Annotated in this window: 16 protein-coding genes; 6 read left to right on the top strand and 10 right to left on the bottom strand. The window is 59.5% G+C overall.

The window, feature by feature from the left end; translation table 11 throughout:
• Positions 1-581 precede the first annotated feature (581 nt).
• Complete coding sequence (locus tag ACA066_RS06990) at positions 582-3,476, top strand: ribonucleoside-diphosphate reductase subunit alpha (RefSeq protein WP_497698633.1); 2,895 nt, start codon at positions 582-584, stop codon at positions 3,474-3,476.
• A 301-nt stretch (positions 3,477-3,777) separates the two neighbouring features.
• On the opposite strand, the gene flgE is transcribed toward ACA066_RS06990, so the two are convergent.
• The 6 genes from flgE to ACA066_RS06960 all read right to left on the bottom strand — a co-directional run bounded on the left by flgE (position 3,778) and on the right by ACA066_RS06960 (position 8,889).
• Entirely contained in the window at positions 3,778-5,100 is a 1,323-nt protein-coding gene (gene flgE / locus ACA066_RS06985) for a flagellar hook protein FlgE (RefSeq protein WP_497698632.1), read from the bottom strand.
• 31 nt (positions 5,101-5,131) lie between these two features.
• Entirely contained in the window at positions 5,132-5,854 is a 723-nt protein-coding gene (flgD, locus tag ACA066_RS06980; RefSeq protein ID WP_497698631.1) for a flagellar hook assembly protein FlgD, read from the bottom strand.
• 15 nt (positions 5,855-5,869) lie between these two features.
• Positions 5,870-6,313, bottom strand: a complete 444-nt coding sequence (gene flgC / locus ACA066_RS06975) for a flagellar basal body rod protein FlgC (RefSeq protein WP_007937507.1) — start codon at positions 6,311-6,313, stop codon at positions 5,870-5,872.
• Positions 6,314-6,316: 3 nt separating this feature from the next.
• A complete protein-coding gene (gene flgB, locus ACA066_RS06970) occupies positions 6,317-6,724 on the bottom strand; it encodes a flagellar basal body rod protein FlgB (RefSeq protein ID WP_017340199.1) in 408 nt (135 codons plus the stop codon).
• Between the two features lie 358 nt (positions 6,725-7,082).
• Positions 7,083-7,910, bottom strand: coding sequence for a protein-glutamate O-methyltransferase CheR (gene cheR, locus ACA066_RS06965; RefSeq protein WP_192227950.1), 828 nt, complete (start codon positions 7,908-7,910; stop codon positions 7,083-7,085).
• Positions 7,911-7,956: 46 nt separating this feature from the next.
• The gene (locus ACA066_RS06960; RefSeq protein ID WP_010457160.1) at positions 7,957-8,889 is read right to left on the bottom strand and encodes a chemotaxis protein CheV; all 933 of its coding nucleotides are present in this window, start codon (positions 8,887-8,889) and stop codon (positions 7,957-7,959) included.
• An 81-nt stretch (positions 8,890-8,970) separates the two neighbouring features.
• Here ACA066_RS06960 and flgA point away from each other — a divergent pair, with 81 nt between their 5' ends.
• From flgA to ACA066_RS06940, 4 genes are all read left to right on the top strand, one after another.
• On the top strand, positions 8,971-9,732 hold the full coding sequence (gene flgA / locus ACA066_RS06955; RefSeq protein WP_497698630.1) for a flagellar basal body P-ring formation chaperone FlgA: 762 nt from the start codon (positions 8,971-8,973) through the stop codon (positions 9,730-9,732).
• A 165-nt stretch (positions 9,733-9,897) separates the two neighbouring features.
• The gene (gene flgM, locus ACA066_RS06950; RefSeq protein WP_497698629.1) at positions 9,898-10,224 is read left to right on the top strand and encodes a flagellar biosynthesis anti-sigma factor FlgM; all 327 of its coding nucleotides are present in this window, start codon (positions 9,898-9,900) and stop codon (positions 10,222-10,224) included.
• A gap of 48 nt (positions 10,225-10,272) precedes the next feature.
• Positions 10,273-10,740, top strand: coding sequence for a flagella synthesis protein FlgN (locus ACA066_RS06945; RefSeq protein WP_497698628.1), 468 nt, complete (start codon positions 10,273-10,275; stop codon positions 10,738-10,740).
• 92 nt (positions 10,741-10,832) lie between these two features.
• Positions 10,833-11,579 carry a flagellar brake protein gene (locus ACA066_RS06940; RefSeq protein WP_497698627.1) on the top strand — a complete coding sequence of 249 codons (747 nt, stop codon included), beginning with the start codon at positions 10,833-10,835 and terminating at the stop codon, positions 11,577-11,579.
• Positions 11,580-11,773: 194 nt separating this feature from the next.
• Here ACA066_RS06940 and ACA066_RS06935 read toward each other — a convergent pair whose 3' ends face one another.
• From ACA066_RS06935 to ACA066_RS06920, 4 genes are all read right to left on the bottom strand, one after another.
• A complete protein-coding gene (locus ACA066_RS06935; RefSeq protein WP_497698626.1) occupies positions 11,774-13,144 on the bottom strand; it encodes an MFS transporter in 1,371 nt (456 codons plus the stop codon).
• A 70-nt stretch (positions 13,145-13,214) separates the two neighbouring features.
• Positions 13,215-14,456, bottom strand: a complete 1,242-nt coding sequence (locus ACA066_RS06930) for a glutamine synthetase family protein (RefSeq protein ID WP_497699821.1) — start codon at positions 14,454-14,456, stop codon at positions 13,215-13,217.
• 198 nt (positions 14,457-14,654) lie between these two features.
• A complete protein-coding gene (locus ACA066_RS06925; protein WP_497698625.1) occupies positions 14,655-15,347 on the bottom strand; it encodes a sensor histidine kinase in 693 nt (230 codons plus the stop codon).
• Positions 15,344-16,948 (bottom strand): response regulator, encoded by a 1,605-nt coding sequence (locus ACA066_RS06920; RefSeq protein WP_497698624.1) that lies wholly within the window; start codon positions 16,946-16,948, stop codon positions 15,344-15,346. Before ACA066_RS06920 ends, ACA066_RS06925 begins: the two co-directional genes overlap by 4 nt.
• A 241-nt stretch (positions 16,949-17,189) precedes the next feature.
• Between ACA066_RS06920 and ACA066_RS06915 the strand changes: the two genes are divergently transcribed.
• Complete coding sequence (locus tag ACA066_RS06915; protein WP_497698623.1) at positions 17,190-21,323, top strand: CheR family methyltransferase; 4,134 nt, start codon at positions 17,190-17,192, stop codon at positions 21,321-21,323.
• Positions 21,324-21,326 lie beyond the last annotated feature (3 nt).

The following is a 21,326-nucleotide window of genomic DNA, read 5'->3' as shown; positions in this document are numbered from 1 at the left end:
TGTGATAGGGTTCGCGCCCTTAAAAATCCGATCGGGCGTTTTCGATCATTGAAAACCGGTGAAGAAAGGTCCGATCCAGCCGCGTCGCGGCCTACACGCCGGTTCCCTGTTTCACACACAATTTACGCACAGGTTTATCCACAGGTAGTACGTTGCAACACCCTCCGAAACGCATTATCTTGTACCCCGGCGCGAAAAAAACCCTACATGTAGGGTTTTACGCCAAAAACCAAACACAAACCGGACACCGATTTCAAGCGCTTTTATTGCCTCTGTCCGGTTGAACCAAACGTATTTTCGAAAGACCAAACCGCGCGTGCGGATGGCTACTGTTTTTGAGCCGGGAACGGCGTTAACGGTACGGGTGTTGCAGTCAATTACTGTCACCCAAAAGGATTCCGGTGTCAGGCTCAAGGCCTGGGACCAAAGACTTCGGCATGGAAGCGGCGCCGCAATAGCCCCCTTCCTGATCTGTCCCGAAGTTGGTATGCCCGGCCTCGCCGGTTGTAGTGCTTCAGGACGGAACGGTGGGCACCGTGATGGTGCCCAAACAAACATAGAGAATGTGGAGACAACCCCCCATGCAAACCGACACAACTCGCGAGAACCCGCAGGGCACCTTGCCGCAGGCCGCTGATTCGACTTCGGATCTGTCCGCCACCGCGCCTGGCCAGCTGCGCGTGATCAAGCGTAACGGCACTGTCGTTCCTTACACCGATGACAAAATCACCGTCGCGATCACCAAAGCGTTTCTCGCAGTTGAGGGCGGCACCGCTGCCGCTTCGTCGCGAATCCATGACACCGTTGCCCGCCTGACCGAACAGGTTACCGCGACCTTCAAGCGTCGCATGCCGTCGGGCGGCACCATCCACATCGAAGAAATCCAGGACCAGGTCGAACTGGCCCTGATGCGTGCCGGCGAGCAGAAAGTGGCTCGCGACTACGTGATCTACCGCGACGGTCGTTCGAAACAACGCGCTGCCCACGCCCCGGCAGAAGAAGCGGTCAATGCTCACCCGTCGATCCGCATCACCCGCGCCGACGGCACCTTTGCACCTCTGGACATGGGCCGCCTGAACACCATCGTCACCGAAGCGTGCGAAGGCCTGGAAGAAGTCGACGGCGACCTGATCCAGCGCGAAACCCTGAAAAACCTGTACGACGGCGTGGCCCTGACCGACGTCAACACCGCATTGGTGATGACCGCCCGTACCCTGGTCGAGCGTGAGCCGAACTACTCGTTCGTGACCGCACGCCTGCTGATGGACACCCTGCGTGCCGAAGGCCTGGGCTTCCTTGGCGTCGCCGACAGCGCGACCCACCACGAAATGGTCGACCTGTACGCCAAGGCGCTGCCTGCGTACATCGCCAAAGGTATTGAATTCGAATTGCTGAACCCGGTCCTGGCCACCTTCGACCTGGAAAAACTCGGCAAGGCGATCAACCACGAGCGCGACCAGCAGTTCACTTACCTGGGCCTGCAAACCCTGTACGACCGTTACTTCATCCACAAGGACGGTATCCGCTTCGAACTGCCGCAGATCTTCTTCATGCGCGTGGCCATGGGCCTGGCGATCGAAGAGAAGCAGAAAGAAGACCGTGCGATCGAGTTCTACAACCTGTTGTCGTCCTTCGACTACATGTCCTCGACTCCGACCCTGTTCAACGCCGGCACCCTGCGTCCACAGCTGTCGAGCTGCTACCTGACCACCGTGCCGGATGACCTGTCGGGCATCTACCACGCGATCCACGACAACGCCATGTTGTCGAAATTCGCCGGTGGCCTGGGCAACGACTGGACGCCGGTTCGTGCGCTGGGTTCGTACATCAAGGGCACCAACGGCAAATCCCAGGGCGTGGTTCCGTTCCTGAAAGTGGTGAACGACACCGCCGTCGCCGTCAACCAGGGTGGCAAGCGCAAAGGCGCGGTCTGTGCCTACCTGGAAACCTGGCACATGGACATCGAAGAGTTCATCGAACTCCGTAAGAACACCGGTGATGATCGTCGTCGTACCCACGACATGAACACCGCCAACTGGATCCCTGACCTGTTCATGAAGCGTGTCTTCGATGACGGCAAGTGGACCCTGTTCTCGCCGTCCGAAGTACCGGACCTGCACGACCTGACCGGCAAGGCCTTCGAAGAGCGCTACGAGTACTACGAAGCCCTGACCGAGTACCCGGGCAAGGTCAAGCTGTTCAAGACCATCCAGGCCAAAGACCTGTGGCGCAAAATGCTGTCCATGCTGTTTGAAACCGGCCACCCATGGCTGACCTTCAAAGACCCGTGCAACCTGCGCAGCCCGCAGCAGCACGTCGGCGTGGTCCACAGCTCGAACCTGTGCACCGAGATCACCTTGAACACCAACAAGGACGAGATCGCCGTTTGCAACCTGGGCTCGATCAACCTGCCGAACCACATCGTCAACGGCAAGCTGGACACCGCCAAGCTGGAACGCACCGTGAACACCGCAGTCCGCATGCTCGATAACGTGATCGACATCAACTACTACTCGGTGCCACAAGCGAAGAACTCCAACTTCAAGCACCGTCCGGTCGGTCTGGGCATCATGGGCTTCCAGGACGCGCTGTACCTGCAGCACATTCCTTACGGTTCCGATGCTGCCGTCGAGTTCGCCGACAAGTCGATGGAAGCCGTCAGCTACTACGCAATCCAGGCGTCCTGCGACCTGGCCGACGAGCGCGGCGCTTACGAGACGTTCCAGGGTTCGCTGTGGTCCAAAGGCATCCTGCCGCTGGATTCGCAACAGATCCTGATCGAGCAGCGTGGCCAGAAGTACATCGACGTTGACCTGAACGAATCCCTGGACTGGGCACCGGTTCGCGCCCGCGTACAGAAAGGCATTCGTAACTCCAACATCATGGCCATCGCACCGACCGCGACCATCGCCAACATCACCGGCGTGTCGCAGTCGATCGAACCGACCTACCAGAACCTCTACGTGAAATCGAACCTGTCGGGCGAATTCACCGTGATCAACCCGTACCTGGTTCGCGACCTGAAGGCTCGCAATCTGTGGGACGCGGTCATGATCAACGACCTGAAGTACTACGACGGTTCGGTGCAGCAGATCGAGCGCATCCCGCAAGAACTCAAAGAGCTCTACGCGACTGCCTTCGAAGTGGACACCAAGTGGATCGTCGACGCGGCAAGCCGTCGTCAGAAGTGGATCGACCAGGCTCAGTCGCTGAACCTGTACATCGCCGGCGCCTCGGGCAAGAAGCTGGACGTGACCTACCGCATGGCCTGGTACCGTGGCCTGAAAACCACTTACTACCTCCGTGCCCTGGCCGCGACCAGCACCGAGAAGTCGACCATCAACACTGGCAAGCTGAACGCTGTTTCCAGCGGCGGCAACCACGGTGAAGATTCGGTCCTGGCAGCGCCAGCCGGCCCTGCTCCAGTGCCGAAGGCTTGCGCCATCGACGAGCCGGATTGCGAAGCTTGCCAATAAGCTGAGCCGGTAGGCGCCGCGAGGCGCTTACTCGACAACCCCTGATCAGTCCTCTGGATTGGTCGGGGGTTTTCTTTTGCCCATGGAAATGTGGTGGCCCATCTGACGCCATCGCGGGCAAGCCTTGCTCCTACAGGATCGCGCTGATCATCTGGACGACGCATAGCCTGTAGGAGCAAGGCTTGCCCGCGAAGAGGCCCTCCCCGACAACACAAAATCCTGCCCTCCCGATAAAAATCCCGCTCACAAAAAAGCCCCTCTTCCGAGGGGCTCCTTGTGAAGCGCTATCAGCCAACCAACATCAGGTCATCTGAATGATGGTCTGCATGATGGTGCTTTGAGTCGAGATGGTCTTGGCGTTCGCCTGGTAGTTGCTCTGCGCCTTGATCAGGTCGACCAGTTCGCTGGTCAGGTTGACGTTGGACTCTTCCAGCGAGTTGGACTGGATAGAACCCAGGGTGCCGGTTTCCGGCGCATCGTAGCCTGGGATACCCGACGCGTAGGTTTCTTTCCAGCTGGTGCCGCCTACGGGCTGCAGACCTTGTTCGTTGGTGAAGCTGGCGAGCGAGATCTGGCCGATTGGCTTGGTCTGGTTGTTGCTGAAGTTGGCCAGCAACACACCGCTGCCATCGATGGTCAGGTTGGTGATCTGGCCAGTGGCATAACCGTTCTGCGCAGGAATCGAACGCGCGGTGTCGGCGTTGAACTGCGTGGTGTTGGCCATGGAGATGGTCACGCCTGCCGGGTCGGCGGCGGCACCGTTGGCTGCCCATACGCCGTTGGTTACTTTGCCCGGAATCCAGCCCGTGATTTGCAGGTCAGGGCTGACGACCACTGGGGGGCCCGGAGTGGTGACGGAAAGCAGCTTGCCTGAAGTATTGAACACCATGGTCGAAGCGACCGGTGGGTTCGCCGGAATTGCGGTAGGACTAGGGTCGGTGCCATTCGGGTTGCGACCATCGATCAGGGTGTAGGTTTGCCAAGTGTTCGGGCCAGTCTTGACCATGTATTGATCCATGGTGTGCTGGTTACCCTGAGTGTCGAAAATCGGGGTACTGAACTGCTTGGTGAAGGATGCCGGCTTGGTCGGGTCGAACGGATTGGCAACAACGTTGATCGTGTCAGCCGTGGAGTTCAGGTTGATCGTCGACGAAACGGTGGTGGTGGTCTTCGGCGCCAGGTTCGACGTGTCAATGCGCAGGTCAGTCAGAATGCCATTGACGATCTTGCCATTGGCATCCACACCGTAGCCTTGCAGACGCGCAGTGCCGTCGGTGTTGGTGACATAACCGTCCTTGTCGACCTTGAACGTACCGGCACGGGTGTAGGACATCGAACCGTTGTTGTTCAGCACGAAGAAGCCGGAGCCGTTGATGCCCATGTCGAGCACGTTGCCGGTGTTGTTGATGTCGCCCTGGGTGAACTGCTGGGAAACGTTGGCCAGGCGCACACCGTTACCGACGGTTTTGCTGCCGGAACCCAGCTTGGTGGCCGAGTAAACGTCTTCGAATTCTGCACGGGACGATTTGAAACCGGTGGTCGCGACGTTGGCGATGTTGTTGCCGGTCACGTCCAGTTGTTTGTTGGCTGCATAGAGACCGCTAAGGCCGATATTGAAAGACATATTCCACTCCTTTGTGCCGTGTTAGTCGGCTCTACATACCAATGGTTTGTACTTTGGACAGGGCGACGCTGCCCAGGCCGGCCAGGTTGAGCATCAACTCACCGCCGGTCTGGCTGATGGTCACGCTGTTGACGGTTGCCGGCAGGTAAGTGACCAATGAGGTCGCTTTGCTGTCGTAGGTCGCGGTAGCGCCGAAGGTATACGTACCGGCCTTGGCCACTTCGCCAGCATCGTTCTTGCCGTCCCAGATGAAACTGGTGGTGCCGGCATTCTGGCTGCCCAGGTCGATGGTGCGGATGACCTTGCCGTCGGCGTCGGTGATCTTGAGCGTGACCGGGTCTGCCGATGCCGGTACCGCGATGGTCCCGTTGAAGCTCTTGGCGGTATCGACCACGGCCTTGTCGCCCGGCGCGATGACCGAACGCCCCACCAGCGACGAAGCCTGCAACGCCTGGGATGAGTTGTAGTTGCTGGCCAGGCCACTCACGGTGGTGTTGAGCGTGGTGATGCCTTCCAGGCTGCTGAACTGCGCCAACTGGGCGACGAACTCGCCGTTGTCCTGCGGCTCCAGCGGGTTCTGGTTCTTCAGTTGTGTCACCAGCAACTGCATGAACGCGTCCTTGCCCAGCGCATTTTTGCCGGTGGCGCTGTTCGTTGCGGACGCCAGGCCGTCGGCACTGGTGTTGGTTTTGATCGAAGAGTTGGCCAGGATGTCGTTGAGGCTAAGGCCGCTGGTGGTATCGGTAACACTCATCTGAGTCGCCCCTTATCACTGACCGAGGGTCAGGACTTTCTGCATCATGGTTTTGGCGGTGTTCATCATTTCGGCGTTGGTCTGGAACGAGCGACTCGCGGAAATCATGTCGGCCATTTCTTCCACCACGTTCACATTCGGGTAGTAGACGTAGCCCTTGGCATCGGCCGCCGGATGGTTCGGTTCGTAGCGGGCTTCCAGGTTGCTCTGGTCTTCGACCACGCCCAGCACTTGCACGCCCTGGCCTGCGGCGTCCTGGTTCTGGAACAGCGAATCGCTGCCGCCGCTCTGGCCGCCCTGGAACATGGTGGCGAACACCGGATGACGGGCGCGGTAGGTCTGGTCGATGCTCGACGAGACGGTTTCGGCGTTGGCGATGTTCGAGGCCACGGTGTTCAAGCGCGTGGTTTGCGCACTCATGCCGCTACCGGCAATGTTGAAAACACTGGATAGAGACATGACTTACTCTCCGCGCAGGGCTGAGATCAGCCCTTTGAATTTGCTGTTGAGCAGGGTGAAGCTGGCCTGGAAGTTGACCGCGTTTTCCGCGTAGTTCGACTGTTCCAGCTGAGCGTCCACGGTGTTCTGGTCGATCGACGGTTGCATCGGCGTGCGATACAGCAGCGACTCGTCGCCATTGCCCAGGCCTTCGGCTTCGATATGACGGTTGTTGGTCATGTTCAAGGCAAAGGTGCCGTTCTTGGTTTTCTCGCTCTGCTCGGCGAGCACTTTCGAGAAGTCCAGATCCCGAGCCTTGTAGTTCGGGGTGTCGGCGTTGGCGATGTTGTTGGCCAGGACTTCGGCACGCTGAGCGCGGAAGCCCAGGGCTTGTTCGTGGATACCGAGCGCTTTATCGAAGCTGATGCTCATGTCGGGAAACCTTCGGGTGACCTGATTTTTCGTACGATGAACATAGCAAGCGGCGTGCCAATTCAGACAACCCCATAAACCGGGGCTTTGCGGGCAGGGGCAATGCGGCAATGCCAGAAAAGCGGCAACGGGTTTCCGCCGTCTGCCGCTTTTCTGCCGCTTTCTACGAGCGACATCGACCCCTTGTAGGAGCGAGGCTTGCCCGCGAAGGCGATGTGTCAGTTAGCCATAATGTGTCTGAGACACCGCCTTCGCGGGCAAGCCTCGCTCCTACCGGTAATGCGGCGGGATGAGAAATCATCAGGCATAAAAAAACGGGAGCCCCTGAGGACTCCCGTTTTTCGATACCGCCAACCCATCACTTCGCCTGGTAGATAATCCCCGGGCTGCACTGGACCATCTGGTAATGATCCGGCAAACCGTTCAGCGCTTCCGATGCGCCAAGGAACAGATAACCGCCCGGCTTCAGCGTGCTGTGGATGCGCAACAGAATGTCTTTCTTCACCTCGGCGGAGAAGTAGATCAGTACGTTGCGGCAGAACACGATGTCGAACTTGCCGAGGCTCGCGTAGCTGTCCAGCAGGTTGAACGAGCGAAACTCCACCCGGCTCTTGATCGGCGCCTTGATTGCCCAGCGCCCCGGCCCCTTCGGGTCGAAGTAACGCTGCAGGCGCTCGGGCGACAGACCGCGGCCGATGGCCAGGCTGTCGTACTCGCCGGTCTTGCAGTTGGTCAGCATGGTGCCGGACAAATCAGTGGCGACGATCTGCACGCCCATCTTCAACTGACCCATGTTGACCCGCTCGAACTCGTCGATGGACATCGACAGCGAATACGGTTCCTGCCCCGACGAACACGCTGCCGACCAGATCCGCAGACGCTGGCCGGGAGCTGCCTTGATTGCTTCGGGCAGTACCTTGTTCTTCAAGACTTCAAACGGATAGGTGTCACGAAACCACAGGGTTTCGTTGGTCGTCATGGCATCGACCACCAGCTCGCGCAAACCACTGCGCGGCTGAGTCTGGATGCGCTGGACCAGCTCACCCAGGGACTTGATGCCTTGCTGTTCCATCAGTTTGTTGAGACGGCTCGAGACCAGGTACTGCTTGTTTTCACCGAGCAAAATGCCACAGGCTTTTTCCAGGAAGACCCGGAACTGTTCGAAATCCAAATTACCCGTAGACAATGATGCCGCCTCTTAAATCGTGTTGATCACCAGGGGCAGAAGGCCCCTAGCTGATGTCTGCTGCTTTGATCCGGTCGACTACCCGGGATGCCAGGTCATCAGGACGGAATTTGGCCAGGAAGTCATCGGCACCGACTTTCTTGACCATCGCCTGATTGAACACACCCGACAACGAAGTATGCAGGATGATATGAAGCTTTTGCATGCGAGGGTCGTTGCGGATCTCGGCCGTCAGGGTGTACCCGTCCATTTCCGGCATCTCGATGTCGGAAATCATCATCAGGAACTCTTCTTCCGGCTTCTTGCCCTCGTCGACCAGCTTGCGCAGGTAATCCAGCGCTTGCCGTCCGTCGTTCAACGCCACCACTTCGACACCGACCGTCTGCAGGCAACGCGTGACCTGCTTGCGCGCCACCGACGAGTCATCGACCGTCAGCACCCGCAGCGACAGCGCCTTGTGCTGGGTCTCGACATCGACCACACCGACGGAAATCGCTTCCGGTGTCGGCGCCACTTCTGCCAGGACCTTCTCGACGTCGATGATTTCGACTAACTGATTGTCGACCCGAGTCACAGCCGTTAGGTAATGATCGCGCCCGGTGCCCTTGGGAGGCGGATGGATCTCCTCCCAGTTCATGTTGACGATGCGCTCCACCGAGCGCACCAGGAAACCCTGGGTCTTGGTGTTGTACTCCGTAATGATCACGAAGGGATTGCTTTGATCTTTCAGCGCCCCGGAACCGGTCGCCATTGCCAGATCAAGGATCGGAATGGTCGCCCCCCGGATATTTGCCACACCGCACACGACAGGACTGGACTTGGGCATCAGGGTCAGCTTGGGGCATTGCAGCACCTCACGAACCTTGAACACGTTGATCCCATACAGCTGCTGGCCGTCGAGACGGAACAACAACAGCTCCAGGCGATTCTGCCCTACCAGTTGCGTGCGCTGGTTTACCGAATCCATTACACCAGCCATGCCCAGACTCCTACACCAACGCTAAGTGTGTTGCGACGCACATTCATCACTAAACGGCACGGCGCTTGCTCTTTAACTCTTATGAACACAGAACCGACATTTTTCCGACGCCTGACATCGCCCTTCCGCAGACTGCTCTGTGCAATGTCGGCCGTTTGCCTGTTCAACGCTGGCAGCCCTGCCCTTGCTGACGCGGTTACCTTGCCTGACATGCTTATCGGCGTCACCCAGGGCTTTCTTGAATTCACCGTAGAAGACTATCTGGCGACCAGTCAAACGGAAGGTCGCTACGAAATCCAGGTCAACCAGCTCGATCCGCGACTGCGCATGCCCATGTGCGACAAGGAATTGACAGCCAGCCTCGAGAGCCCGGCCAAGCCGCTGGGCCGGGTCACGGTCAAGGTTCGCTGTGAGGGAACCTCCCCCTGGACGGTGTTCGTACCCGCTCAAGTCCGCCTGTTTCGCGACGTGGTGACCACCACCCGGCCGCTGCGCCGCGCCGACTTTGTCGAGCCCGCTGACGTGCTCCTGCGCGAGCGTGACATCAGCCTGATCAACCAGGGTTACCTGACGACCCTCGACCAGGCGATCGGCCAGCGACTTACCCGACCAATGGTCGCCGATCAGGTGATCACCCTCGTACACCTCGAACAGGCGGAAGTCATTCGCAAGGGCGATCAAGTGGTGATTACCGCCCGCAGTGGTACGCTCAGCGTGCGAATGCCCGGCGAAGCCCTGTCCAATGGCGGTATGAGCGAGCAGATCCGCGTGAAAAACCTCAACTCCAAGCGGGTCATCAAGGCGCAGGTCACCGCGCCGGGCCAGGTGGAAGTGTCTATGTAGACACCCTGTTCCTGAAGAAGTGGCGTTGCCCGAGGTTGTTCCCTAAACTGTGCCGCATGCAGGAGAAGTGCTGGCGCATGCAGGCTCATTGATAAATGGGTCTAAAGTTTTCACAGGGAGAGCCGAAAACATGGCAAGCGTCCAAATACTCAGAGGTTTTTTACCATGGTCATCGATTTCAGCCGTTTGAACAGTTCCTCGTCACTTACGGGCAGTACACGTACCAGCGTTGCCAAGGAAACTGCCGAAGCCGGCAAATCCGCGCCGCTGAATACCCCGGCCGAACAGGCCAGTACCGTCAAAATCGGGGAATCGGTACACCTCAGCCATGAGGCTCAACAGTTGCAACAGGTCACTGACAAGCTGCGCGATCAGCCTGCCGTCGACAAAGCCCGCGTGGCCGAGTTGAAAGCAGCGATTGCCGATGGCAGCTACAAAGTCGACAGCAACCGTGTAGCCAGCAAACTGCTCAACTTCGAAGCCCAGCGCTAGGCTACGGCCCGCGCCAGGCTTTTGGACGCTTAAAACCCAAGGCCAGCCATGCACGACACTAACTTACTGCAACTGATCACCGACGACTTTGCTCCAGCGCAACATTTGCTGGAGTTACTGCAAACCGAGTCCATCGCCTTGCACGGTCGTGACATGCCACTGCTCGAAGATATTCTGGCGCAGAAACAGGCATTGATCATTCTGCTCGAACAGCATGGCCGCAAGCGCAGTGAAATCCTCGTCAGCCTCAATCTGCCAGTCAATCGCAGCGGTCTGGAGCAACTGGCCAGCCATTCGAGCATCGGCGAAGAGTTGCTGGCGCAGAGCGATGTGCTGACCGACCTTCTGGCTCAATGCCAGGCGGCGAACGCCAATAATGGCCAGTCGATCCTGGTCCAGCAGACCGTCACGGCCAACCAGCTGAAAATCCTCACCGGCGGCGAACCGCCAGCCCTTTATGATGCCCGCGGATCAACCGCCAAGCTTGCGAAGCCTCGCCCGCTCAGTCAGGCTTGAGCCTTCAAATGACCACGCCCTATCAAGACTCGCAACATGCTGGCAATATGATGGCCAGCCGTAGTCATATTTTGTCTGGAGATTGATGAACCGTGTCCAATGCCTTAACCGCGGAAGATGCCCCGCAGCCACCCAAGGTGCTTGCCACGCCTTTGGAAATCTCCGGCAACCTGCGCCAACTGCAAGAAAGCCATGATCCGCTGATCATCACGTTCCATGAGCGCACTCAGCGCTTCCAGAGCTATCTGGTGGACGTGGACCGCGAAGGCCGCACCATCGCGTTCGACGAAATGATCCCGCGTGACGGCGAACGCTTCCTGCTGGCCGGCGAACCGTTCAAGGTCGAAGGCTTTCACGAAGGCGTGCGCATCGCCTGGGAAAGCAACGGTCAACTGACCATCGACGAATCCGGTGACAGTCGCTGCTATCGCGGCCCGCTGCCGGATGAAGTGGTCTATCACCAGCGCCGCAATGCCTTTCGCGCGGCATTGAAGCTGGCGCAACTGGTCAACGTCGATCTGGACGGTGAAAAGCTCAAGGCACCGATCAGCGGCAAGCTGCTGGACATTTCCGCCACCGGCTGCAAGTTGCGCTTCGACGGCGACATTACCGGCAGCCTGCAACTGGGCCAGGTCTACGACCGTTTCTCCGCCGCCCTGCCCTTTGGCAAGATGACGGCACCGGTCGAACTGCGCTACCTGCACTTTGAAGAAAAAATCTCCACCACCTTCGCCGGCATCCGCTTTCACAACATGAGCGGCCTGGTGCAGCGTCAGGTCGAGCGCTTCGTCTATCAGCTCCAGCGCGAAGCACGACGCTTCGACAAAGACGACATGTAATTCGAAGCGGCATAAAAAACGGGCAGTCCCTTGCGGTGACTGCCCGTTTTTTTTGCGCCTTTCGTTTGGTCTGCGCGGTTCATTGCAGGAGCCGGCTTGCTGGCGATGATCGTTAACGAAGACGCATGTTAACTGGATGAACACTGCGCATTTGAATCCATCGCCAGCAAGCCGGCTCCTACAGGTGTTGCGATTTAGGGTCTGGCCTCGGTGAAGCTTTGCTCGCGACCCGTGTCAGGGTCCTCCGGAGGTGGAGTGGTTTGTGTCTCCACTTCCGGTTCAGGTGCTGGATCAGGATTGACCGGACTCTGCATCTGGTCCTGCACCACTTGTTCATCGACCCGTGGATCAAGGCAAGCCACCAGCGGCGAACTCGACATGCTGTCCGGCATGGCAACGTGATGCAGCGGTGCATCGTCGACCTGGTGCAGGTTGGTCACCGCTTTCGGGCGGATCCGCCACACCAGCACCAATGCGAAGAAACTGAAGAAGGCATAGAGCATCTGGCTGCCGAACATCTTCATCAGCACCCCGGCGACCAGCGGCCCGATACTGGCGCCGACACCGTAGGTCACCAGCAACATCGCCGTCAGCGACACCCGGCGATCACCCTCGACGTGGTCATTGGAGAACGCCACCGCCAATGGATACAGGCAAAACTTCACCAATGCACAGAGGAAGCCGGCGATAAACAGCACCTCCAGCGGCACCTGCTTCATGATCGCCAGCGGCAACGCGGCAACGGCCAGGAAAAGCGCAAAGCAGCGGATCAACAGCGCCCGGTCATAACGGTCGGACAACCAGCCCAACGGCCACTGCACCAGCAGGCCGGCAAAAATGCAGCTACCCATGAACAGACCGACCTGCTCCGTGGACAACCCTTGCTGCGAGGCATACAGCGGCGCCAGACCGTAGAACGAACCGATGATCAGTCCCGCCCCCAGCACCGTACTCAACGACTGTGGCACGCGCTTGATGAAGAACCGCGGCTCCATCGGCGCCGGGTGCAGAGGCGCCGGGTGAATCCGCCGGGTCAGGGCCACCGGCACCAGACACAGGGCAAAGCACAGGGCGACCAGCATCAACAGCTCCAGACCGAGCGCCGGGTGCATGACCAGAATCAGTTGCCCCAGCACCAGCCCCAGATAGGACGCGATCATGTAACCGCTGAACACCGTTCCGCGCTGCGAGGCTTCGGCCTGCTCATTGAGCCAGCTTTCGATGACCATGTACTGGCACATCATGCCGAGGCCGACGATGACCCGCAGGAATATCCAGGCAGGCAGCCAGTCCACCAGGCCATGGCCCAGCACCGCCGCCCCGACGATCCCGGCGCAGGCCGAATAGGCGCGGATATGCCCGACCCGGGCAATCAACCGGTGACCGATCTTGCCCCCCAGCACCAGACCAAAATAGTTGGCAGCCATCAACGCACCGACCCACAGGCTGTCGACATGGTCGGCCGCCAGGCGCAAGCCCAGGTAAGTACTCAGCAAGCCCGAGCCGATCAACATCATCAGCGAGGCAAAATACAGCGCTCGAAAGGGTTTCCAGATTTGGCGCATCGGCGTTCCGAGCGGCTCCTTGCGGTGAGAAACGGGCTATCCGAAAAGATAGCCCGAAGACGAAGGTTCGTCAGGCCTGGGCGGCTAAAACACGGCGCTCCCAGGGCGTAATTTCATCAAAGAAGCTGGTCAACTCCAGGGTCTTCGAAGCGACGTAGCCTTCGATGAACTCCTTGCCAAACAGTTCCTTCGCCAATTGGCTACGTTTCAGACGTTCGAGAGCGGCATGCAAGGTACACGGCAACGAAAGATTATCCGGCACCTCGAACTCACCCTGGATCGCTGCGCTCGGCTCCAGCTCGTTTTCAATACCGTACAGCCCCGCCGCCAGGCTCGCGGCGATCGCCAGATACGGATTTGCATCCGCCCCCGGCAAGCGGTTCTCGACCCGACGAGCGGCCGGCGAACTGGCCGGAATACGCAAACCGGCCGCGCGATTGTCGTGGGACCAGCAGGCATTGTTCGGTGATGCGAACGGATGGCACAAGCGCTGATAGGAGTTGACGTTCGGCGCAAACAACGCGGTGAAATCCGCCATGCCCGCCTGCTGGCCGCCGATGAAGTGACGGAAGGTCGCGGTCGGCTCACCGGCCGCGTCGCTGAACACGTTACGCCCGCTGCCGATCTCGACGATGCTCTGGTGAATGTGCATCGAACTGCCGGGCGTGTGCGCCAGCGGCTTGGCCATGCAGACCACGGTCAGGCCGTGCTTGAGCGCGACTTCCTTGAGCAGATGCTTGAACAGGAACGTCTGGTCGGCCAGCAGCAGCGGATCGCCGTGCAGCAGATTGATCTCGAACTGGCTGACGCCCATCTCGTGCATGAAGGTGTCGCGGGGCAGGCCCAGTGCCGCCATGCATTCGTAGACTTCACTGAAGAACGGGCGCAGGCCGTTGTTGGAGCTGACGCTGAACGCCGAACAACCGTCCTCGCGCCGACCGTCCAGGCCCAGCGGCGGCTGGAAGGGTTGCGTCGGGTCGGTATTGGGCGCGAAGACAAAGAATTCCAGTTCAGTCGCTACCACGGGCGCCAGGCCAAGTGCCGCGTAACGCGCGATCACCGCCTTGAGTTGGCCACGGGTCGACAGGCTCGAGCTTTCGCCGGTCAGTTCGTCGGCGTCGCAAATGGCGAAGGCTCGTGGTTGCTTGCTCCAGGGCAAGCGGTGGATGTGTGCCGGATCGGGGACCAGTGCGAGGTCGCCATCATCGCTGCCGTAAAAACGCGCTGGCGGATATCCGCCCATGATGCATTGCAGCAGCACACCCCGCGCCATCTGCAACCGCCGTCCTTCGAGAAACCCCTCGGCTGTCATGACCTTGCCACGGGGCACGCCGTTCAGGTCAGGCGTAACACATTCAATCTCATCAATGCCCGTCATTCGCTGTGCGAGTGAGCGCTGGCCATCGGTTGTCATGACGCAATCCTTTGTTGTTGTGCAAGCCGCGAACGGCGACCGTACAAAATAGGCTCCGCCTGTTCGGAATATCAAGCACCGCAAACAAAAAGAACGTTACGGCAGATAAAGGCTGAACACACCGCCGCCCAACGGGCCGCCATTGCTGATTTCGGTGCGCCCGCCGATGCCGTTGCGCTGATGCAACGCGGCAATCCGCCCGGCGAAATACAGACCCAGGCCGGTGCTGCCGCTGCTGTGGTTGATGCCCTGCACGTAATCGGCCTGACGCTCGATCATCTGGGTCGGGTAGCCGTCGCCATCATCGTTGATCGTCAGCACCAGTTGCCCGGCCTCATCGCTGACGCTGATCAACACCGCATGCCGGGCATAACGGATGGCGTTGTTGATGCAATTGCCCAGCACCGACGCAATCAGCTCCCGGTCGAAGAAACCCAGTGGGCTCAGCGGGTCCACTTCGTAGGTCGCCATGATGCCGCGGCTGGCGAACACGTCCTGGTGACAGGCCAGCTGCGCTTCGATGAAGTCATCCAGTTCGTGGTAGGCCGGTTGCAACGGCATCTGATTGACGCCGAGTTTGTACAGCCCCAGCAACTGCACGAGCATGCCGTTGAGGTGGGCGAACTCGAATTCGATCACGCCCTGCTCCGGGGTGTGCCGCGCCGGGTCGGGCAAGCGCGCCAGCCATTGGCTGTGGGCCTGCATCAACATCGCCAGCGAGTTCTTCATGTCGTGCACGGTGGAAGCGATCACCGTGGAGAAATCCAGTGCCTGGTTGTCTTGGTTCATCCGCTGAACGCCTTGATTTTCAGTTTCTGATAACGCGCATACCGCGCGTCGGTGTCGGGCATCAGGCCGACCGTTTTCAGGCAGGCCCTACATTCTTCAAGCTCCGCCGACGGCACGCTGGTGTCGGTGCCGTGCAGCAGCGACTGCGCCATGTTCAGCGCGATACTGATGTTTTTCGGTTGCATCGCCAGGGCTTTGCGGAACGCCGCCCGCGCCTCCACCAGGTTGCCGGTCTTGTACACCCGCACGCCTTGACGGTTGAGCTCCGCCGCATCGTTGCCGGAGTTGAGGATGGTCGGGTCGTCGGTCAGTTTGGCGATGCTTTTCATCACGGTCGGATCGTCACCGTAGATTTCCACGCAGTTTTTCAGCATCGAGGCGCCGGCATCGGCCTGCCCGAGCATTTGCAACTGCTTGGCCACCAACAGCGCCGCTTCGGCACTCATGAACTGCTCCATGCCATCGAGGCGCAACATCGCTTGCTCGGTGAGCTTTTCCGCAGTTTCGGCATCGTTGAGCAACAGACTGGTGGCCTTCATCAGCCGCGCACGAATCTGCAGACCCGGGTCGGAAGGGTTTTCCTTGGCCACGGCACTCAGCGTGGTGTTGATCTCCAGCCGCGTGCGGGTATCCAGGCCTTTTTCGCTGCCCTTGCTGATCAAGGCATGGGCCAGACCGAGGTTGCTTTCCGCGTCCTTGAAGCGTGACTGGGCGCCCTGACTGACCGCCTGTCGATAAGCCTTGGACGCCGTGTCGAAATCTTCGTTGGCCATCGCCAATTTGCCCAGCAACGCTTGCCGGCGCACGGCCAGCGGCGACAAGCGAATTGCCTCCTCCAACACTTGCTGCGCAGCCTTTGTGTCGCCTTCGGCGACCAGCACATCCGCCATACCGTCGTACAACGCTGGCATCATCGGGAACACTTTCAGGGCTTTTTCGTAGACGCCTTTGGCCTGACTGACCTGACCGCGCTTGAACAGCAATTGGCCCAACCCGGCAAACGCCCACGGCAAAGGCCGATCGGCAATGATGCCGTCGTAGAGTCGCTCCAGCGCTTCATTCTGATTCAAGTCCCGCAAGGCATCCGCGCGGTAGCGCAGGCACAGCGGCGAATAGCGGATGTCCTGTTTGCACAGCGCGATGCAGGCATTGAGCACTTCGACCGGTTTGCCGCGATCGAGGGCCTGCAGGATCGGCTTGAGCAACGTCTTGCGCTGCTCCAGACGCTCCAGGCGCTGAGCCAGGCCCGAGCGGTTGAACGGTTTGGTCAGGTACGCATCGGGCTCATGCTCCAGGGCGCTGAGCACCATCGCCTGGCTGGTCTCGGCGGTGACCATGACAAACACGGCTTCATGGCTGATCAGCTTCTCGACCATCAGGTCTTCGAGCACCTGCTGACCATTCTTCTTGCCATCGCCGAGGTGGAAATCCTGCAGGATGAAATCGTAGGACTTCTGCGAACACATGCGCAGCGCCTGCTCGCCGGTGTCGGCGGTGTCCACGTCCTTGACGCCCAGCTCACGCAACATGGAACGGACCGAGCTGCGGAAATCGGAAAAATCATCGACGATCAGAAAACGCTTTTGGTGATACGACAGCATCGAAGATTTCCAGGCAATTTTAAGAAGAAGATCATGACTGTCCGGGTTATCGGCCAGCAGGGCCATTCACTTGAAAAAATGGGAATGCATTTGCGCAGTTGGAGTCCAAATTTCAAGGGGCTGCGAATTGGGCTAAATATTTGAAGGTGTTATTGAAAAACGGGATTATCCTGATTTATTGCAACGCGTCTGCCACCCGTTTCAGATCAAGACGCTTCCTTCGTTGGCAAAGGCAGAAGTTATGACCACCACCCCCGATCGCTCAGCAACTTCTGATGAGCGAAAGGCCTTGCGCCCCAGCACCCTGGACTTTCCGGTGGTGGGCATTGGCGCATCGGCAGGCGGGCTGCAAGCCATCAAGTTGTTCTTCGAAAACATGCCGCAGGACAACGGCATGGCGTTCGTGATCATTCTGCATCTCTCCCCCGATCACCAGAGCATCGCCGACAGGATCATCCAGGAATCGACGCAGATGCCGGTCGTGCAGGTCACCGAAACGGTGTCCATCGAGAAAAACCGGGTGTACGTCATTTCACCGGCGCAACGCCTGTCGATGAACGATGACTTGCTAGAGGTCAGTGCCTGCGAAACACGGGAAAGCCGTCACGCGTCCATCGATCTGTTCTTCCGCGACCTGGCGGATGTGCACCGGGAACGGGCTTTCTGCGTGGTGCTGTCGGGCACCGGTTCCGACGGGGCTGTCGGCCTGTCGCGGATCAAGGAACAGGGCGGCGTCACGCTGGCCCAGGCGCCGGAAGACGCCGAGTTCGACGGCATGCCCCGCGCCGCCATCGACACCCGCATGGTTGACCTGGTCCTGCCGGTCGTTGAAATGCCGCAAAAGTTGCTGGAGCTGTGGCGCAACTCTCAGGAAATCAGCTTGCCCACCGCCAGCGACCCCGAATTACAGACCATTGCCGTCATCTCCGAACGTGAATCGCTGCTAGCCGAACAATTGCTGCACGATGTTCTCATCCAGTTGCGCACCGGCACCGGCCATAATTTCAAGCACTACAAACGCGCCACGGTGCTGCGCCGGATCGAACGGCGGATGCAGGTCACGGCCCAGCCGGACCTGGCGGCCTACTATCGTTACCTGCAAGACAATCCGGAAGAAACCAAGGCCCTGCTCGGCGACATGCTGATCGGCGTGACCAACTTCTTCCGCGACCGGGAAGCCTTCGAAGCGCTGGAGCGCGATGTCGTGCCGCAACTGGTCAGCGCCGCCGTATCAGCGCAACCCGAGAAGGAAGAAATCCGGGTCTGGTCCGCTGGCTGCTCCACCGGTGAAGAAGCTTACAGCCTGGCCATGTTGCTCAGTGATCAACTGCAACTGGACGCCAGCGCGGCGTCGATGCAGCTGTTTGCCACTGACATCGATGAGCGCGCCATCAGCGTCGGCCGTGCCGGACTGTATCCGCAAGCCATCGTGACCGACGTACCGCCCTCGCGCCTGCGGCATTACTTCCTCAAGGAAGACGACCACTATCGGATCCGCAAGGAAATCCGCGAAAAAGTCCTGTTCGCCAAACACAGCCTGCTGTCCGATCCGCCGTTCTCGCAGATCGACCTGATCGTGTGCCGCAACCTGCTGATCTATCTGGATCGCGAGGTACAGCGCGAAATCCTGCAGATGTTCCACTTTGCCCTGCGCCCTGGCGGCTTCCTGTTTCTCGGCTCCTCCGAGAGCGCAGATGCCTGCCACGAACTGTTCGCCCCGGTGGACAAGCGTAACCGGATCTTCCGCGCCAAGACCGGCACGGCCAACAGCCGTCGCACCCCGACCATGCCCCGCGGAGGCTACGTGCGGACCAACATTTCCCAGCAGCCTGCGCAAAGCAACGTGCAGCGCAAACTGTCTTTCGCTGATATCCATCAACGCGCCATAGAGCAGTCTGCGCCACCGAGTGTGATCGTCGATGCCAACGCCGACATTCTGCACATGAGCGAAAGTGCCGGGCGTTTCCTGCGACATGTCGGTGGCGAGCCGTCGCGCAACCTGCTGACGCTGATCCTGCCGGAACTGCGCCTGGAACTGCGCACCACGATGTTCCAGGTCCAGCAGAGCGCGCTGTCAGTCAAATCCCGTGAGGTGCCGATCAAGCGTGATGAACGGCGCTACCTGATCGATCTGGTCGCTCATCCCTACAAGGATGAAGGCTCGGACAGCGAGTACGTGCTGGTGATTTTCGAGGAGGTCGAAGTCGACCCTTCGGAGCTGACGGCGACCACCGTGCTGCAGAACGAAAACCAAGTGCTGTCCAACCTCGAGCGCGAACTGCAACGCACCAAGCTGCACCTGCAGGACACCATCGAACAGTCGGAAGTCTCCAGCGAAGAGCTCAAGGCGTCCAACGAGGAAATGCAGGCGATCAACGAAGAACTGCGCTCGGCCACCGAAGAACTGGAAACCAGCAAGGAAGAGCTGCAATCAATCAACGAAGAGTTGCTGACGGTCAATTTCGAGCTGAAAACCAAGGTCGAAGAAACCGACAAGATCAACGACTACCTGACCAACCTGATCGCCTCCACCGACATTGCCACCGTGTTTGTCGACCGCGCCATGCGCATCAAGTGGTTCACCCCGCGCGCCACCGACATCTTCAGCATGTTGCCGGTGGACACCGGGCGCTCCCTGCTCGACATCACCCATCGTCTGGATTACGACAACCTGGCCGGTGACGCGGCGCTGGTGTTCGAATCGCTGAACATGATCGAGCGCGAAGTCAGCAGCACCGACAACCGCTGGTACATCGCCCGCCTGTTGCCCTACCGCTCCAGCGAAGACCACATCGACGGCACCGTACTGACGTTCATCGACATCACCAAACGTCGGGCGGCCGAAGAGGAGTTGCGCCTGGGCGAAGAACGCATGCGCCTGGTCGCCGAAAGCACCCGCGACTACGCGATCATCACCCTCGATGAACAGGGCGTGATCACCAGCTGGAACAAAGGCGCCAAGTTGATTTTCGGCTACAGCAAGGCCGAGGCCGAGGGCGCTTACTACGACTTCATTTTCTCCCCCGAGGACCGCGCGGCGGGCGTGCCGGAAAACGAATTGCTGGCCGTGCGCACCCACGGCCGCAGCGACGATGAGCGCTGGCATCTGCACAAGGATGGTAGCCGCTTCTTTTGCAGCGGCGAAATGACCCTGCTCAGCGGCGACAACCTTCAGGGCTACGTGAAAATTGCCCGTGACCTGACCGGCCACAAACGCCAGCACGAAGCACAGAGCCAGGAATTGGCCGAAACCCGCAACACCAATTACCTCAAGGATGAGTTCTTCGCGGTCATGTCCCACGAACTCAAGCATCCGCTGAACCTGATCCAGCTTAACGCCGAGCTGCTGCGGCGCTTGCCGGTGACCAAGTCGTTGGCTCCGGCGGCCAAGGCGGTGAACACCATTTGCGACGCGGTCAGCAGCCAGGCACGGATCATCGACGATCTGCTGGATGTCGCCCGGGTCCGCACTGGCAAGCTCAAGCTGCAACCGGTCGCCGTCGACCTGGCCAGTGTGCTGCGTGACATCTACACCGTCGTGCTCGATGACCAGCATGACGTCAAGGTTGAACTGCTGGTGCCGTCTGACGCGCTAATGGTCCAGGCCGACCCGACACGGCTGGAGCAAATCATCTGGAACCTGGTGAACAACGCCCTCAAATTCACCCCGCCCAAAGGCCGCGTGCAACTGATCGCCAGCCAGTCCGGGGACATGGCGCGGCTGGACATTAAAGATAACGGTGCCGGCATCGCCCCGGAAAACCTCGAGCATGTGTTTGACCTGTTCAGCCAGGCTGAAAAACAACACATCAACCACAACCGTGAAGGGCTGGGAATTGGCCTGTCGCTGGTGCGCCAGTTGACCGAGGCGCAACATGGTACGGTCGAGGTGAGCTCTGCCGGGAGGGGCACGGGTTGTACGTTCACCGTCTACTTGCCCTTGGCCACGACCCATGGCGAAGCACAGCCCGCCGCGTGCGCCGACGATGCTTCCGGAAGACTCAGCGGGTTGACGATCCTGTTGGTGGACGACTCCGCAGACGTGCTGGAAACCCTGAAAATGCTGCTGGAGATGGAAGATGCGCAAGTGATTGCCTTTGACCGGCCCGTTGCAGCGCTGGACGCGGCGAAAAGCACCCAATTCGACCTGATCATCTCGGACCTCGGCATGCCGGTCATGAACGGCCACGAGCTGATGAGTGCACTGCGTCAGTTGCCGCTCGCGAAGGATGTACCGGCCATCGCCCTGACCGGCTATGGCGCCAACAGTGACATTCAGAAATCGCGGCAATCGGGCTTTGACCAGCACATCGGCAAACCGGTGTCCTACGATGACCTGATCAGCACCATCGAGACGTTGCGACGCCAGCGCTGAGTC

Source organism: Pseudomonas sp. LBUM1651 (assembly GCF_059716135.1).
The sequence above is the reverse complement of the archived record's forward strand: the minus strand, read 5'-3'. Positions and strand labels throughout refer to the sequence as shown.